The sequence below is a fragment of the Paenibacillus sp. Y916 genome (genome assembly GCF_056786435.1).
The window spans coordinates 96,918-113,052 of the sequence record NZ_JBXCJA010000008.1 but is presented as its reverse complement, the minus strand read 5'-3'; the positions used below and the strand labels follow the sequence as shown (position 1 = coordinate 113,052).

The following is a 16,135-nucleotide window of genomic DNA, read 5'->3' as shown; positions in this document are numbered from 1 at the left end:
GGATTAACCTCCAGAAGTTACCTTGATCCAGGGACGTCCACCGTCCCATTCCAGTTCAACTGGAATTTCATAGGTACGCATAATCATTTCTTTATTTAGAACTTGTTCTTTAGGTCCTGCTCCAACCAACTTACCATCTTTTATGAGCGCAACATGGGTGAACAGTGGGACAATCTCTTCCACATGATGAGTGACGTACACAACCGTAATATCACGTTTCCGTAATCGGTCTACTTCCACTAGCATCTTTTCCCGCTCATATAGATCTAGACCTGCACATGGCTCGTCCATAATGAGTAGCTTTGGATCTCCCATTAAACAACGGGCCAGCAACACCTTTTTACGTTCACCTTGAGACAAGGTTCCCAGTGTATGCTCTGCTAATCGAGCAATATTCATCTCTTCTAATAGACGATACGACTGCTCTTTTACCGCTTGAGGTATCGCTTCATAGAAGCGCAAGTAAGCATAGGCACCCGTTGCCACAATCTCCCACACCGGATCTGTCAGAGACATTCTTTCCAACAATGACGGACTTATGTAGCCAATACTTTTGCGTATTTCACGAATGTCACACTGTCCGTATACATTTCCCATCACTTCGACTCGACCTTGGCTAGGAAAGAGATAACCCGTCATCATCTCAAGTAATGTAGTCTTTCCAGAGCCGTTGCGACCTAAGATGACCCAGTTCTCACCACTTTTTATATCGAGAGATACATCATTCAGTATGGTATCATTCTCTCTTCGTAGCGAAATATGTTGCATAGATATCATTCCATCACACTCCTTATAGCTACTAACAATTCTTCTACTGAACCCATACGGTAAAGAAGATTGGGTGGATCATTCCGATCTTCATCCATCAGTAGCATTGCAGGTACACTCCTAATTTTATATTCCTGAGCCAATAAGGGCATCATATTCACATTCGCCGCTGATATCGTACCCTCAGGAAGTAAATGTTCAGCAACCGTAAGCATTCTTTTGACTGCATTACAGGTTCCGCATAAAGGTGTGTATAGGAATACAACGACAGGCTTACCTCTACTGTCCATTTGTGAGCGTACTTCTAGTTCATTAAGTTCTCTCATATTCGGTCAGCACCCATTGCTATATCATGTAATGTCTCTTCACTCATAGGTCCATTATGAAGGATCATTTCAGCCGGTTTATGTTCATATAATAACTGATACATCTCACGTTTCCCAATGAAACTGGATGTATGTAAATAAACTTCCCGCGGGAACAATCCTTCACGAATGATAGCCATAACCACATCTTTACCGCACATTTCACTATGGAATCCCAGTTCATAATCAAGTGATAGAATATTCACTTTGCATTCACGAAGCATCACCAAACAATCTTCACCCGTACGAGCCAATGAGAATCCTTTGGGACAACGACGAATATCATCTAAGAACAAGTGAATTTCAACATCATTGTTCATGCTGACAAGTCGGACAAAAGAAAGTTTTTCGCCCATTCAACTCCACTTTATCTATGACTCCATCACATTGACTGCATCGTTCACCCTCACGGTTATATACTTGCAGTTTGTAACTTCCCGTGTGTACATCTTCATTCGCAAATGGTTTATTAATAGAACCACCAGACTCCACAGCATGATTCAATATTAATTTCATACTATGGTACAATCTCTCGATTGCCGATGTCTCAAGATCTTGAACTTTAGTTGATGGTAATAATTTGGCTTCAAAAGAAATTTCATCGGCATAACGATTGCCGATTCCTGCAATCACACTTTGATTTACCAATAATGTTTTCAATGCTCCACGGCGAACTTTCACCATGTTAACAAAGCGATCCATTCCCATCCTACGATCACTTAGTTCTGGACCAAGTTGACTCAATACTTCACCAACTTCCTTCGCAGATAACAAATGAATATAACCTGAACGAGGCAACATGAAATACAGTGTAAATTCGCCAAATCCAATTTCTACCTCCGCATTGCGATCTGACGATTCCCCTTGCTTACCATATTGTATATACCCACCTACCATAAGATTCACTAACAATCTCCGACCATTATCTAAATGAAAGTTCAGAAATTTCCCACGTCGTTCTACAAAAATAACCTTGGTACTTTCCAGTTCCGAAACAAGAGTATCTACATCCAAATTAACAGTATTCTTCTTATTCACTGTTACGTTAATAATAGGAGCATCCAATATTTTCTCGGAAATCAACTTCCGATAATTTTCTAATTCAGGCATTTCAGGCATCTGTCATTCGCCTCTTTCTAATGAGAGTTGTGTAAACCACATAATTGATGAAGAAGTTCATGAAGATCATTACAAATCATATTAGGTTCAATTCCGGCCATACGAATATCCGCCTGTAGACTCGCTTCTGTTGTAATCCCCGTTAGAACAAGTATCGTTTCACAACCAGCCGCTGCTCCAGCGGAAATATCAGTCCGCATATTGTCACCAATCACGGTAACTTCAGAAGGTTCCATACCTAGTACATCCATCGCATAGTTCATCAAATGGCTAGCTGGCTTACCAATAACGAGTGGCTTCACACCCGTTCCCGCTTCAATAGCTGCGGCAATTGTTCCCGCACCTGGAATAACTCCTACATCGGAAGGTAGACGTAGATCGGGGTTCGTAACAATAAACTGGGCTCCCTCACTAATCCATTGAACTGCCGATGTTAACGTGTCATATGAGAATGTTCTATCAAGTCCTTGCACGACATATTCTGGATTCTGATCAACTTCTAGTAATCCCGCCCGCATGATTGCCTGACGTAATCCATTTTCACCTATTATGGCAACGCGGGCACCTGGAGATCGTTCAGCTATATACTTAGCGGTAGCTTGTGATGACGTACACACTTCGTTAGGTTCAGCTTGAATACCCATGCCATTTAATAAGACCGCTACATCCTCTGGTGTACGTGTCGAATTATTCGTTACAAACAAATAGGGAATATGATTAGCTTTTAATTGACTGATTAGAACGTCAGCACCCGAGATCATATGTTGTCCATGATACAACGTCCCATCTAAATCTATTAATAGACCTTTGCAGATTGTCATTGCCCATGCACTTCCTTTCAAAATAGAGAGTACAATCACTTTATATCATATAATAGTTTGTCAAGCTCTGTCGTTCTTCACTTGAAAAACCGTCATTTGTAATCATTTCCGCTCGTCATTCGTCACATTTAATCGAAGAGACGATCGATATTGTACCGTTATTATAGAATCCTATGTCATTTCCTGCGCTTTCCCGGAAAATAATTCATTTCTAATCGTTGATTTCCCACCACAATTATTGATTATGCTGAATAGGAATAATGGTAAATTCCTCTGCCAATAACGTATTTGGAAAAATAGACTGGGCCTCTTTTAGCAACTGACCCAACTGCTCCATGTCTTTATAACGGGAGCTGAAATGGGTTAGGACCATCTGCTTCGCTACCGCTTGCTGTGCAGCTTCAGCAGCTTGAACTGCAGTGCTATGGTAATAATCATGAGCAGTATCTGCCATCTCATGAAGGTATGTGGATTCATGGACCAACATATCCGCATCCTTAGCAAGTGTAACAACAGCAGGACAAGGTCTCGTGTCCCCTAGTATAGTTACAATCTTGCCCTTTTTAGGAAGTCCCAACACATCTTCTGATCTTATAACTTGACCGTTCTCAAGTTCAATACTCTCTCCACGTTTAATCTTACCATATATAGGCCCTGGTTTGACTCCGTATGATTTCAATAAGGCCAGATTAAGTGTACCTGTTCGGTCCTTCTCAATCACTCTGTACCCATAGCTATCGATCCGATGCTCTAGTAGTTCAGAATGAACAGCGAATGTCTTATCTTCAAAGATCAACCCACCGTCATGCTCCACGACTTCTAATATATAATCCATCCGAGATTGACTCAGCTTCATCGAGGTTTCTATAAACTCCTTTATTCCATGAGGTCCATACACCGTTAATGGGGATACTCCACCTTGATTACTTCGGCTTGCGAGCAGTCCAAGCAGACCGAATATATGATCACCATGTAAATGAGTAATAAAAATTTTCTCAAGCTTACTGAGCTTTAACGATGACCTGAGAATCTGATGCTGGGTAGCCTCACCACAATCAAATAGCCAGAAGCAACCTCTCTCCTCGAATAGACGTAGAGCAATCGAAGTCACATTCCGTTGTAGCGTTGGTACACCCGCATTCGTACCTAGAAATAATAATTCCATCTTGCCCACGTTCTCCTTCCAATAACTCAGCATAAGATCCCTCGTATTATCGAAGGATCTTATGACTAGTATGAGCTAGCGTAACTAATCCAACTCTAAGAGGTTGTTCAAAAAGCTCACTTTTTGAATTCACACTCTAAGCTTTTTCAACATTGAAGTATTGGGCTTGAGGATGACTAAATACCATCGCTGATACAGATGCTTCTGGTTCCATCATAAATCCTTCAGTTAACTCAATTCCAACATCCCCAGGTTGTAATAGTTCAAATAATGGTCCTTGTAACTCTAGATCAGGACAAGCTGGATAACCAAAGGATACTCTAATCCCTTGATACCGGGCACCATGTCGCTTCTTCATTGTCATATCTTCTGGATCAGGGAACCCCCATGAATCACGCATCATATGGTGAATACGTTCAGCCAATCCTTCAGCTGTCTCAAGGGCAACCGACTGCAACACGTGAGATCTTAGATAGTCCCCATTATCCTTCCATTGTCCAGATAACTCCGACACGCCATGCCCCGCAGTTACAATCAAGAATCCTACATAATCCATAACCCCGCTATCCACTGATTTCAGGAAATCCGAAAGACATAGATATGGCTCCACTCTCTGACGAGGGAATGAAAATCTTTGTAGCACCTTTGTGTGATCCTCTGGATCATAGACCAAAATATCATTTCCTTGAGATTGTGCTGGGAAGAAACGATATATTGCATGTGCCTGAATAATAGCGTCTTGCACCGCTTCATTCATAATTGCGTCTACTGTTTCTTTTAACGCAACTGCCTTCTCATTGCCCTCCGCAAGCAATTGCTCCACTGATCCGCGTAATCCTAGATGGTGGCCCATCAACATCTGCATATTCACATAAGGCATGATATGGGAGATTGGATAGTTACGTAGAACGTGGCGATCGGTATCAGGCGGAATTAACACTGGGTTATCGGTCGCAATGTTCGACTTCATAGCTCGTGTCAACACCGGTAGTGCTTTCTCTTCAAGTTTTGATTCGAGAAAAGCCTCAAGCTCTTCTTGCATCTTCACTCGCATTTCTTCACGTTGTATTGGATCCATGAGCCTATTCGCTATATCAAGTCCATCCATCGCATCCTTAGCATACACAACCATACCGTCATACTCTGGTTTGATTCGGGTCTTCGTAAACTTACGAGTTAGTGCTGCTCCTCCAACCATGATTGGAACATCAATTCCTGATGTTCTCAAATCCTGAGCAGTGATGACCATTTGCTGTGCGGATTTCACGAGAAGTCCTGATAATCCAATGATGTCTGCTTTCTCTTCACGATATACTTCAATTATTTTTTCCGGCGGTACTTTTATACCTAGGTTAATAATATGGTACCCGTTATTAGACAGTATAATCTCGACTAAGTTCTTACCGATGTCATGTACATCACCTTTTACGGTTGCTAACATGATTTTCCCTTTTATACTACTCTCGTTCTTCTCCATGAAACCTTCAAGATAGGTGACTGAGGCTTTCATAACTTCAGCGCTCTGCAATACTTCAGCTACGATGAGCTCATTATTATTAAAGAGTCTACCGACCTCAGCCATACCTACCATTAGCGGACCATTGATGACCTCAAGCGCAGAATATTTTTTCAACGCCTCAACCAAATCAGGAATTAGTCCTTCTTTCGTACCTTCAACTACATAAGAAGAGAGACGTTCTTCTAGCGATAGACTAGATATCTTCTCTTTCTTCTCCACTTTCTTCTCACGAAACGCCGCTACAAATTCAGCCAACGTCTCATCATTCGTATTAAATATAAGGGCTTCCGCGAGACGACGCTCTTCCGCTGGGATCGAAGCATATCTCTCTAGCTTTTCCGTATTCACGATGGCGTAATCAAGTCCTGCTTTCGTACATTCGTACAAATACACAGAATTAAGCACTTCTCGACCTGACTCTGGCAATCCGAAGGATATATTACTTAGTCCCAGAATCGTTTTCACCTTAGGGAACTTTTCCTTAATCAATCTGATCCCTTCAATCGTCTCCACAGCTGAACCAATATACTGAGGGTCACCTGAACCAACTGGGAACATGTTAGGATCGAATATAATATCTTCTGGATTCAACCCATATTTATTTACAAGAAGATCATACGAACGGCTAGCCACTCCAAGCTTGGCTTCACGAGTGACCGCTTGTCCAGTCTCATCAATTAGGATACACACCACAGCGGCACCATAACGATGTATAAGTGGCACAACGTTCTCGAATTTTGATTCACCATCTTCAAGGTTAATGGAGTTAATTATCGCTTTACCTTGGGAATACTGAAGTCCTAACTCAATAATATGATCATACGTTGAGTCAATCATTAGAGGGACTTTTACTTTCTTAGCAACCAAAGGCAAGAAGTTATGCACCGCATACTCTTCATCGATATCCGTATCTTGGAGGTTAATGTCAATAATCTGAGCTGCTCCTTTAACTTGAGAACGAGCAATTTCAGATGCTTCATCAAACTTTCCTTCTTTAATCAAACGTTTAAATTTACGCGATCCTGAAATATTCGTACGCTCTCCAATCATAATCGGACGATTATCTGGTTCTACAAATACAGCATCTACCCCAGATATTGCAGGTGGGTGATCTCCATATTCACGACGAGGCTCATATTTCGAAAGTGCCTCGGCCATAGCACGAATGTGATCTGGTGTCGTACCACAGCATCCGCCCGCGATATTTAACCATCCTTGTTCAGCGAAAGCGACCATTTTCTTAGAAAGTGATTCTGGTGATTCATGGTAATTCCCATCTTCATCTGGTAACCCAGCATTTGGATAACAGCTAACAGCTGACTTGGAGATTGCAGCTAATGAGCGAATATGATCTCTCATAAATTCTGGTCCAGTCGCGCAGTTGAGTCCAACTGATATCGGATTTAAATGCTCAAGTGATATGTAGAATGACTCAATATTCTGTCCAGCTAATGTCGTTCCCATCGGTTCAATCGTACCCGAAATCATGATCGGAAGCGTCACACCACTTTGTTCAAAAGCTTGACGAATACCAATACTACCTGCCTTCACATTCAATGTGTCTTGACTCGTCTCCAATAGAAGCAAGTCAACGCCACCTTCGATCAAAGCAAGTGCTTGTTCCTCATACGTTGCTACCAATTCCTTAAATGTAACTCCACCTGTGACAGACAACGTCTTCGTTGTAGGGCCCATAGCCCCGATGACATAGCGTGGTTTAAGATCTGTACTATATTTATCAGCTGCTACACGAGCTAGCTCAGCTGCCTTTAAATTGATTTCACGGGACTTCTCAGGTATATCATAATCAGCAAGTACAACGGATGTTGCACCAAATGTATTGGTCGAGATCATATCTGCACCAGCATCTAAATATGATTCATGGATTTCTTGAATCGCATCCGGTCTTGTAAGAACTAGCATCTCGTTACAACCATCTAACTCTTCTCCACCGAAATCCTCTGGTGAAAGATCAAGCTGCTGAATCATGGTCCCCATTGCACCATCCATAATGAATATCCGTTCTTTTAATGATTCTTCTAAGTTCTTTATACTCAACTCGAATCCCTCCCACTGAAACATTAATTATTAGTTTAACAGAATAGCTCTCATTATAAAAGGAAAACACGGAGTTTTGTTAACATCCATATGCAACATCATCATTTATCTAAACACGAATGAATACATCATAATTACGAGAATCGTCCGTGTTTCCATATAGTTTCAATCTACTTTAGCTTAACCATAATAATCATTATAATTTGCGCAAAACCCCATTCTCCAATAATGGAAAACAGGGTTATTCAATCTCAGTTAAAATATTTCGACCTTATTCAGTAACCACTAATTCTTTCTTAGGCATCGAATGCATAGCCCCAACCGTGACATGAGAGATGACGTTATATGTATCTGCTTGATCCAAGCTTGTCTCCAATACATATTTGCCTTCACCTGCATGTGTAGCTTCAAGTTCAGTATGTATACCACCTTCAGTTGAAGGAACGAATTCTATTAATACTTTATCTGCATCCGTTACATTTTTATCATTTTGCGTCACTAGAACCTCAATCATAACCTTGTCATTCACTTTAACCTGTTCAGCTTGAATGCTTAATTCAACTAGAATAGGCATAAATGAATCATCGTTCCCCATATTCATTCCCTTGCGATTACTTCCTTCACTATTGCAGCCTATGATGACTATGAAAGACATAATAATAACTACCAAGCTGATTCGATTGCTTAATCTCACATGCTCCCAACCTTTCAAAATATAATTAAATAAGCTCATTTCACTACATTTCAAGATGTTGTGACATTAATCATATTAACATAAAAAAGCCTCTTCGTCTGCTGTTGAAGCAGGGAAAAGGCTTTTTGTGTCGATTTATGAGAGTCTCTCAATAATCTTATGCAACTCTGACAAATGCTCTATCTCAAAGTCTGGTGTAATCTCAGGATCTGTCGGTCGGTCTGTACGATTGATCCATACTGTTTGGATGCCAGCTGCAAGGCCGCCACGGATATCTGTCGTTAATTTATCGCCTACCATGAGCGCTTCGTCATTGTTCACTTCAAGTATAGATAACGCGTGATTAAATATAGACACATCGGGCTTACCTATACCAAAGCTTCCAGAAATCACAATTCCATCAAAATAAGGAGCCAACTCCGGAACCCCATCCAGCTTCTCTTGTTGCAATGCCGGACAACCATTCGTTAGTAGAAGCAATTTCACTTGTCCGCGCAATTCCTTAAGCACATGAAATGTTTCGTCATACACATGCGGACGAGAACGTCTTTCTGCAGCGAATTGGTCAGAAAGTTCAAGAGCTAAATTGTCATCATCTATACCCATTTTCAAAAGACCACGTTGCCATGCATCTTTACGGTACACCTTAACTATTTGTTCTAACTGTCGAAATTCAGATTGTTCCCCTGCAGTAAAATTCGCCCACAGCCCTTCAAAAGGATTGATACCGATCTTAGTAGTGAAAGGAAATGTATCATACGATTCATATAATGCCCTCGCTTCACTTCGAACGGCTTCTTCAAGCGCAACATGATCGATGCCTGAAACCTCAGCAGCCCTCTTACATGTAGCTTCAAAAGACTCCAACACACTGCGTTCATCCCACAACAGAGTATCATCCAAGTCAAAAATAACAGCTTTTATCGACATATCTCTAACTCTCTCCCTCACCCATTACTTTTCAATAGGAATATTGTTATCCTTCGCAAATCGTTCCAAACCTTCACCCATCGCCTTAGTATCGTACCGATTAATTAGACGAGTGAACACCCAATTAGCTCCCTTAGCTTTCGGCTCAATGACAACCGATCCCCTATTAACTTTAATTTTAGCTATACTGGATGCAGTTAATGTACGAACTCGACTTAGCTTTGTCGTTTGTAAATTATCTTTATTTACTTGTAAGTAAGGACGTCTCAAGTAAAGTATGACCGCCAATGCGATATAAGCGATCGTGACAACCCATGTCATTACAGGACTAGTAGTTGCTGTTTGTTCTTGTTCGGGCAATGTACTCGATGCCCATCCAAGAAGTGCATATAATATAGCTAACATGATCAGAACAATAGGAAACACATATTTACGCCCTTTATATGTATCGCCGTTCACGATGACACCATGCTTAATCATACCTGATTGACCTTGTTTCTTGCGTTGCTTATTAAGCTCTGTTCGATTTTTTTGAACCATTCTCTCCCAAGAACGTGACATACTTTAGCCTCCTAATGATGTGGATTATTGTAATCTATCCTTTACCGATTCCGTGTCTTCCTCTACGAATTCAATGGAATCCAATTGATCTCGAACATTTCTACGAATGTTCTGAAGGTACATCTCACGAAGAGCAACCCGTTCTTGCAATTCATCCTCCGTTAGACCCTCAGTTTTCTTCTTACGGGCAAGTTCGTTAATCCGTTCTATCACGTTGTCAATATCCATAAAACTGTCCTCCATTCATAAATATCAGTATTAACTTTGACATGATAAAAAGAGCTTGTCAAGGAGTTCACCCCACCAAGCTCTATAGATGTAATAATATTTAATATACGGGCAGCTTCAGTACCTCTCCAGCCATGATATTACCACTCGTTAATCCATTTAATTGTTTCAGTTTTTTAATATAAACCCGTGTATCCATATTCGTTGGTTTCTCTTGAACAGCAACACTCCAAAGTGTATCTCCATACAGTACGATAACATTCTTCTCGACTCGCTCTTCCTCAGCAGAATTAGCAAAGGCCTGAATCATTCCAGAGGAACCTACAGCTACTATTAGTAACAGCCAAATTGATATCTTAACAAATGAACGTGGTACTATCGATTTCACCCGATCTCTCCATAAATATGTATGTGTGTTTCTTTCATTCGTAGTTTTGTAAATACTCTCATAAGTACTGTATCTCAACATAATAAACTCATCTCCCAAACGTTTGTTCTTGTTATTAAAATTACTATAACACGAACACTTGTTTTGTTCAACACTTTTTAGAACAAATGTTCTGAAAAGTTTAGAACCTACGTTTGTGCGAACGGTAGTTCTATGTTATAATTTCACAAAGTAACTTTAATGAGGTGGAACAATATGTCTAAGGTATCTAGCCGACAACAAGCAATAATAGAATTCATACGTAGCGAAGTACGCACTAAGGGATATCCACCATCTGTGCGGGAGATCGGAGAAGCGGTTGGATTAGCTTCTAGTTCAACTGTTCATGGACACTTGGACCGTCTAGAGAAGAAAGGTCTTATTCGGAGGGATCCAACTAAACCGCGCGCAATTGAAATATTAGGTCAGGATGATTCCGAGAACCAACATCAGTTTAGTCATACTGTAGCTCGTGTTCCCGTTGTTGGGAAGGTGACTGCGGGTGTTCCCATTACGGCAACAGAGAATATAGAAGATTATTTCCCTCTACCACAACATTTTGTAGGTGATGAGAAGGTATTCATGCTCAACGTAATGGGTGATAGTATGATTGAAGTCGGAATACATGATGGGGATATGGTCATTGTTCGCCAACAGCAAACGGCTAATAATGGTGATATCGTCGTTGCCATGACTGAAGAAGATGAAGCCACGGTCAAGACTTTTTACAAAGAGAAAGACCATATTAGGCTTCAACCGGAGAATCCAACATATCCACCTTTACGTTTGAATCATGTTACGATCCTTGGTAAAGTTGTTGGTCTCTTCCGTGACATTCACTGAACTCGTACATTGCCATTATTAATCATGATAACTATTAGAAAAGGATACGGTTGCTTATCATGCGCTGTATCCTTTTCTTTGTATAAGGAGAATTTAACATATGAGTAAGAAGAAAACTTTAAAAATTGAATTACCTAAAATATCTCAAGCAATGACGGACCTCCCCTCTCTATCATTAGATATACAATCCGAGGATTGTATCGAACGAGGTGTGTTCCAGGATTGCTCTTTAGATAGTAAAACGCTTCAGCGAGTGACATTCGATGAGGTTATTTTTAGAAATGTAGACTTTTCTCAATCATCATTCATGTACCTCGAACTGACCGACGTCATCTTTGATAACTGTGATCTTTCTAATACAGATTTCAGCAATGCAAGCATACACAGAACAGAATTCAGAAATTGTAAACTCATTGGATTAGATTTATCAGAAACTACACTTCGAAACGTTCTATTTCAACACTGCTTAGGGGATTTTGCAAATTTCCGTTTTTCCAATATGAAATCGGTTAACATGGAAGACTGCTCCCTTTCTAGCTCAGATTATTGTTATTCTACTTTAGAACATGTGAATTTTCACAGATCTAATCTTGATCAATCTCAATTCTCTGGCTCAAAGCATAAAGGAATAGACTTCAGCACCTGTGAGTTTTCTTCCTTAAGTATCAACCTAGAGGATTTAAAGAATTGCATTATTTCTAAAGAACAAGCTTATGTATTTGCAGGCTTATTAGGTCTGGTGATTAACGAGTAGGATTAGGCGGGTTAGATCAGATATGCACCTTTTCTTTTTCCTTAATAAGTCTCCTTCAGTCAAATTCGCAAATTGCTCACACCCACACTGTTCCTTTATTAACTTTATAAGCATGAGCTAGCAAATACCCTAGCTGATGGGGATCACTTATTTCAGGAGATACACAATGAGCGATCAAATATTAAGTCAAGTATTAGAAGAACTGAAACAAATGAATTCTCGGATAGGTAGTTCAACATAATATTAATCACGTTCAAATATAATCTCGCCCTTATGGGCTTTTCTTTTTACCAGAAAACAGAACATACGTTTCATCTCCAGAGTTTCTACATAGAAAATGGCTCAACACTACAATCATCACTTGACTACTTACTATCGCGCTATAGAACAACACTAACTGACGTGTGGTATAAAGCCTGCGCTTTCGCAGGAATATGACAACCACCTCAACAAGTAGGTAGGAAGAATGTCTCCTGCTGATTCCGCGGTCTTAAGTTCCTAATAAGTGGGATTGGGTCGGGTGAAGTGGAGAAGTACGAAGCAGCAAAGATGACGGAATTGTCCTGAAGAAGCGATAGCGTTCGCCAACAAGCTTTCCGTTGGAAAGCTACTTCGGAAGCCTATGCTTTGCCCTCTGATTTCAACCGCTATAGCGGTATATAATCAAGAAATCAGAGGGCAACAGCGATCGTAAGGACAATCCCCACCATATGCCCCCAAAATAAAAACCCCCGAAGCTTAGAGCCTCAAGGGTTTCACGGATTAGTACATCGTCATATATTGATCAAGTTCCCATTGATGAACTCGTGTGCGGTACATATCCCACTCAATTTCTTTCAACTCATAGAAGTAAGCAAGGGCGTGATCTCCGAGCGCCGAGGTAATCACTTCACTGCGGATCATCTCATTCAAAGCTTCCTTCAAATCTGCTGGTAGGCTTGGAATACCCTCTTCAATCCGCTCTTCTTCTGACATGACATATATATTACGGTCAACTGGAGCAGGCAATTCAAGCTCATTCTTGATTCCGTCCAGTCCAGCTTTCAACATAACAGCAAGAGCTAGATATGGATTAGCTGCTGGATCCGGGTTACGTACTTCCACACGTGTACTAAGACCACGTGAAGCAGGAATACGAATCATTGGGCTACGGTTGCTACCAGACCAAGCTACATAACACGGAGCTTCGTATCCAGGTACAAGACGTTTATATGAATTCACAGTTGAGTTGGTGATGGCTGCAAAAGCACGTGCATGCTTTAGAATACCTGCCATATAATAACGTGCTGTACTGCTCAACCCTAATTCATCTGTCTCATCGTAGAATGCATTCTCTTTGCCATTGAATAGAGATTGGTGACAGTGCATACCCGATCCACTCACTCCATAAAGCGGCTTAGGCATAAAGGTTGCATGAAGCCCATGTTCGCGCGCGATCGTCTTGACGACCAGTTTAAACGTCTGAATCTGATCAGCGGCTTTAACAGCATCTTCGTATTTGAAGTCAATCTCATGTTGTCCAGGCGCAACTTCATGATGTGATGCTTCAACTTCGAAGCCCATTTCTTCAAGAGTTAGAACGATCTCACGTCGACAGTTCTCACCAAGATCCAAAGGTGCAAGATCGAAATATCCAGCTTTATCATTTAGCTCCATCGTTGGATTACCTTGTGCATCTGTTTTGAATAAGAAAAATTCAGGTTCTGGACCCACTTTCATGGACGAATAACCCATTTCTTCCGCTTCTCTCAAACAACGTTTCAAGATACCACGTGGGTCCCCAGCAAATGGAGTTCCGTCAGGCATATAGATGTCACAAATTAAACGAGCAACACGCTCTTCCGCTACCCATGGGAATACCACCCAAGTATCAAGATCGGGATATAAATACATATCTGATTCTTCAATCCGCGCGTAACCTTCAATCGAGGATCCGTCGAACATCATTAAGTTATCTACAGCTTTCTTGAGCTGACTTACAGGAATCTCCACATTCTTGATTGATCCTAGCAAATCAGTAAATTGTAAACGAATAAATCTTACGTTCTGTTCCTTAGCCATTTTAAGGATTGCTTCTTTGGTATAACCCACAGTACCCTCGCCCTTCGCAAATAGAATATTATACATTATTTATCAAAAAATCGGGATAATTCTCCTTTAATTAAGGAGCCTCGACCCGGTCTCCTATTTTCTGAAAGTTCTTGCTTAAGATCACGATGAAGTTGTGAATCATATAATCCTCCACGTTTAATTCCAGTATCGAGTGTAATGACTGTAGCCTCATCAGATTCCTTCGTAAAGGGCTTCATGACTTGCTTCATGCCCGCGATATTAACACCTTTCTCAATAAGCGCCTTAATCTCAAGCAATCTTCCCACGTCATTAAAAGAAAACAACCGTTGATTACCAGCTGTGCGAGCTGGAACGATCAATTCATGTTCTTCATAGTAACGAATCTGTCGTGCAGATAAATCAGTCAGTTTCATTACGATACCAATTGGGAATAATGCCATATTCCTACGAATATCATCACCCATGATTCATCAACCTTCCAGTGATCTAATATCTATCATTCTACATACCGCATTTTCTAGTGTCAATAGAATGTCAGGTAAGCTCACACAAGTTTTTTATCGATCATCATTTGTAGTGCCTTAAGCACCCCGTACTTCACATGAGCGTAGGTCAATCCACCCTGCATATAAGCAATATAAGGTTCTCTAATAGGTGCATCTGCTGATAATTCCAAGCTTCCACCTTGAATAAATGTACCGGCAGCCATAATAACAGGATGTTCATACCCAGGCATCTCCCATGGCTCAGGAACGACATAACTATCTACCGCTGCAGCACGCTGAATACCTTGAACAAATGCGATTAAATGCTCTGGTCCTGTAAAAGAAATCGCCTGAATGAGATCCGTTCGCTTCTCGTTCCAAGCTGGTTTCGTAACAAACCCAAATTTCTCAAACATAGCCGCAGCAAATACACTACCTTTAATAGCCTGTCCTACAATAGTAGGGGCCAAGAATAGGCCTTGATAAATCCCTCGTGTCGTTCCCATCATCGCTCCTACCTCACTACCAATTCCCGGTGCGGTCAGACGATAAGATGCTTGATCTACATATTCTCTCTTGCCACAAATATATCCACCCGTCTCCGCTATGCCACCACCAGGGTTCTTGATTAAAGATCCTGCTATTAGGTCGGCACCCACATCTGTTGGTTCATATTCTTCTGTAAATTCTCCATAGCAGTTATCAACAAATACAATGAGTTCTGGATTAATCGCCTTGACACGTCGAACCATTTCCCCAATTTGCTCCACCGAGAATGAGGCACGCCAATCATATCCCCTAGAACGTTGGATTCCAATCACTTTGGTTGATGCTGTTATCCCTTTCTCAACAGCATCCCAATCCACACTCTCATCCTCTAACAATGCGGCTTCTCTATATGTAATCCCGAAATCTAATAAGGAACCCAAACCATCGCCCGCTGCACCTATAACCTTATGAAGCGTATCATAAGGCCGTCCTGTAATATAAAATAATTCATCACCTGGGCGCAACACACCAAATAAAGCTGTCGAAATAGTATGAGTACCCGATGCAAAATGAGGCCGAACAAGTGCTGCTTCAGCCCCAAATACATCTGCATATACTAAATCTAAAACTTCGCGACCACGATCATTATAGGCATAACCTGTAGAGCCAGCGAAATGATAATCGCTGACTTTATGGGTTTGGAATGCATCAATCACTTTCCACTGATTCAAATCCACTATGCGATCAACTGCTTGCACCTGATCTTTAATCTGTTCTTCCACCGAAATCATATACTGTTCCAATTCTTCCGTAAATCTTGCCATTTCTTTTCAATT

The 16,135-nt window shown here is 41.0% G+C and carries 17 protein-coding genes; 2 read left to right on the top strand and 15 right to left on the bottom strand.

Going from position 1 to position 16,135, the window contains the following annotated elements; all coding sequences use genetic code 11:
• Positions 1–3: 3 nt before the first annotated feature.
• The 12 genes from AC1TO9_RS17050 to AC1TO9_RS16995 form a co-directional block, all read right to left on the bottom strand.
• Positions 4–777: an ABC transporter ATP-binding protein gene (locus AC1TO9_RS17050; protein WP_482057156.1), complete on the bottom strand. Its 774-nt coding sequence runs from the start codon at positions 775–777 to the stop codon at positions 4–6.
• Complete coding sequence (locus AC1TO9_RS17045; RefSeq protein WP_482059941.1) at positions 774–1,094, bottom strand: thioredoxin family protein; 321 nt, start codon at positions 1,092–1,094, stop codon at positions 774–776. Before AC1TO9_RS17045 ends, AC1TO9_RS17050 begins: the two co-directional genes overlap by 4 nt.
• Positions 1,091–1,453 carry a cyclic-phosphate processing receiver domain-containing protein gene (locus AC1TO9_RS17040; protein ID WP_482059940.1) on the bottom strand — a complete coding sequence of 121 codons (363 nt, stop codon included), beginning with the start codon at positions 1,451–1,453 and terminating at the stop codon, positions 1,091–1,093. The genes AC1TO9_RS17045 and AC1TO9_RS17040 overlap by 4 nt, the downstream gene beginning before the upstream one ends.
• Positions 1,443–2,252, bottom strand: coding sequence for an Fpg/Nei family DNA glycosylase (locus tag AC1TO9_RS17035; RefSeq protein WP_482059939.1), 810 nt, complete (start codon positions 2,250–2,252; stop codon positions 1,443–1,445). The genes AC1TO9_RS17040 and AC1TO9_RS17035 overlap by 11 nt, the downstream gene beginning before the upstream one ends.
• 17 nt (positions 2,253–2,269) lie before the next feature.
• A complete protein-coding gene (locus AC1TO9_RS17030) occupies positions 2,270–3,073 on the bottom strand; it encodes a TIGR01457 family HAD-type hydrolase (RefSeq protein WP_482059938.1) in 804 nt (267 codons plus the stop codon).
• Between the two features lie 235 nt (positions 3,074–3,308).
• Complete coding sequence (gene rnz / locus AC1TO9_RS17025) at positions 3,309–4,238, bottom strand: ribonuclease Z (RefSeq protein WP_482059937.1); 930 nt, start codon at positions 4,236–4,238, stop codon at positions 3,309–3,311.
• A gap of 136 nt (positions 4,239–4,374) precedes the next feature.
• Entirely contained in the window at positions 4,375–7,839 is a 3,465-nt protein-coding gene (gene metH / locus AC1TO9_RS17020) for a methionine synthase (protein ID WP_482059936.1), read from the bottom strand.
• A gap of 247 nt (positions 7,840–8,086) precedes the next feature.
• A complete protein-coding gene (locus tag AC1TO9_RS17015; protein WP_482059935.1) occupies positions 8,087–8,527 on the bottom strand; it encodes a FixH family protein in 441 nt (146 codons plus the stop codon).
• 117 nt (positions 8,528–8,644) lie between these two features.
• Positions 8,645–9,439 (bottom strand): HAD family hydrolase, encoded by a 795-nt coding sequence (locus AC1TO9_RS17010; protein ID WP_482057163.1) that lies wholly within the window; start codon positions 9,437–9,439, stop codon positions 8,645–8,647.
• Positions 9,440–9,463: 24 nt separating this feature from the next.
• Complete coding sequence (locus tag AC1TO9_RS17005; RefSeq protein WP_482057164.1) at positions 9,464–10,000, bottom strand: hypothetical protein; 537 nt, start codon at positions 9,998–10,000, stop codon at positions 9,464–9,466.
• A 24-nt stretch (positions 10,001–10,024) separates the two neighbouring features.
• The gene (locus AC1TO9_RS17000; protein WP_482057165.1) at positions 10,025–10,228 is read right to left on the bottom strand and encodes a DUF896 domain-containing protein; all 204 of its coding nucleotides are present in this window, start codon (positions 10,226–10,228) and stop codon (positions 10,025–10,027) included.
• 100 nt (positions 10,229–10,328) lie between these two features.
• Positions 10,329–10,616 carry a LysM peptidoglycan-binding domain-containing protein gene (locus AC1TO9_RS16995; RefSeq protein WP_482059934.1) on the bottom strand — a complete coding sequence of 96 codons (288 nt, stop codon included), beginning with the start codon at positions 10,614–10,616 and terminating at the stop codon, positions 10,329–10,331.
• 255 nt (positions 10,617–10,871) lie between these two features.
• Between AC1TO9_RS16995 and lexA the strand changes: the two genes are divergently transcribed.
• Together lexA and AC1TO9_RS16985 are read left to right on the top strand one after the other, a co-directional pair.
• On the top strand, positions 10,872–11,498 hold the full coding sequence (gene lexA, locus AC1TO9_RS16990) for a transcriptional repressor LexA (RefSeq protein WP_482057167.1): 627 nt from the start codon (positions 10,872–10,874) through the stop codon (positions 11,496–11,498).
• 100 nt (positions 11,499–11,598) lie between these two features.
• Positions 11,599–12,252, top strand: coding sequence for a pentapeptide repeat-containing protein (locus AC1TO9_RS16985; RefSeq protein WP_482059933.1), 654 nt, complete (start codon positions 11,599–11,601; stop codon positions 12,250–12,252).
• Positions 12,253–13,014: 762 nt separating this feature from the next.
• Here AC1TO9_RS16985 and glnA read toward each other — a convergent pair.
• The 3 genes from glnA to AC1TO9_RS16970 form a co-directional block, all read right to left on the bottom strand.
• Positions 13,015–14,343 carry a type I glutamate--ammonia ligase gene (gene glnA, locus AC1TO9_RS16980; protein ID WP_482057202.1) on the bottom strand — a complete coding sequence of 443 codons (1,329 nt, stop codon included), beginning with the start codon at positions 14,341–14,343 and terminating at the stop codon, positions 13,015–13,017.
• A gap of 35 nt (positions 14,344–14,378) precedes the next feature.
• The gene (locus AC1TO9_RS16975) at positions 14,379–14,789 is read right to left on the bottom strand and encodes a MerR family transcriptional regulator (RefSeq protein ID WP_482057169.1); all 411 of its coding nucleotides are present in this window, start codon (positions 14,787–14,789) and stop codon (positions 14,379–14,381) included.
• An 80-nt stretch (positions 14,790–14,869) separates the two neighbouring features.
• Positions 14,870–16,123, bottom strand: a complete 1,254-nt coding sequence (locus AC1TO9_RS16970) for a methionine gamma-lyase family protein (protein WP_482057170.1) — start codon at positions 16,121–16,123, stop codon at positions 14,870–14,872.
• Between the last annotated feature and the right edge of the window lie 12 nt (positions 16,124–16,135).

Bases quoted from the DNA above. Each gene is read 5' to 3' on its own strand.
- AC1TO9_RS17050 (WP_482057156.1), bottom strand. From the start codon at position 777: ATGATATCTATGCAACATATTTCGCTACGAAGAGAGAATGATACCATA.
- AC1TO9_RS17045 (WP_482059941.1), bottom strand. From the start codon at position 1,094: ATGAGAGAACTTAATGAACTAGAAGTACGCTCACAAATGGACAGTAGA.
- AC1TO9_RS17040 (WP_482059940.1), bottom strand. From the start codon at position 1,453: ATGAACAATGATGTTGAAATTCACTTGTTCTTAGATGATATTCGTCGT.
- AC1TO9_RS17035 (WP_482059939.1), bottom strand. From the start codon at position 2,252: ATGCCTGAAATGCCTGAATTAGAAAATTATCGGAAGTTGATTTCCGAG.
- AC1TO9_RS17030 (WP_482059938.1), bottom strand. From the start codon at position 3,073: ATGACAATCTGCAAAGGTCTATTAATAGATTTAGATGGGACGTTGTAT.
- rnz (WP_482059937.1), bottom strand. From the start codon at position 4,238: ATGGAATTATTATTTCTAGGTACGAATGCGGGTGTACCAACGCTACAA.
- metH (WP_482059936.1), bottom strand. From the start codon at position 7,839: ATGTTTCAGTGGGAGGGATTCGAGTTGAGTATAAAGAACTTAGAAGAA.
- AC1TO9_RS17010 (WP_482057163.1), bottom strand. From the start codon at position 9,439: ATGTCGATAAAAGCTGTTATTTTTGACTTGGATGATACTCTGTTGTGG.
- AC1TO9_RS17005 (WP_482057164.1), bottom strand. From the start codon at position 10,000: ATGTCACGTTCTTGGGAGAGAATGGTTCAAAAAAATCGAACAGAGCTT.
- AC1TO9_RS17000 (WP_482057165.1), bottom strand. From the start codon at position 10,228: ATGGATATTGACAACGTGATAGAACGGATTAACGAACTTGCCCGTAAG.
- lexA (WP_482057167.1), top strand. From the start codon at position 10,872: ATGTCTAAGGTATCTAGCCGACAACAAGCAATAATAGAATTCATACGT.
- AC1TO9_RS16985 (WP_482059933.1), top strand. From the start codon at position 11,599: ATGAGTAAGAAGAAAACTTTAAAAATTGAATTACCTAAAATATCTCAA.
- AC1TO9_RS16975 (WP_482057169.1), bottom strand. From the start codon at position 14,789: ATGGGTGATGATATTCGTAGGAATATGGCATTATTCCCAATTGGTATC.
- AC1TO9_RS16970 (WP_482057170.1), bottom strand. From the start codon at position 16,123: ATGGCAAGATTTACGGAAGAATTGGAACAGTATATGATTTCGGTGGAA.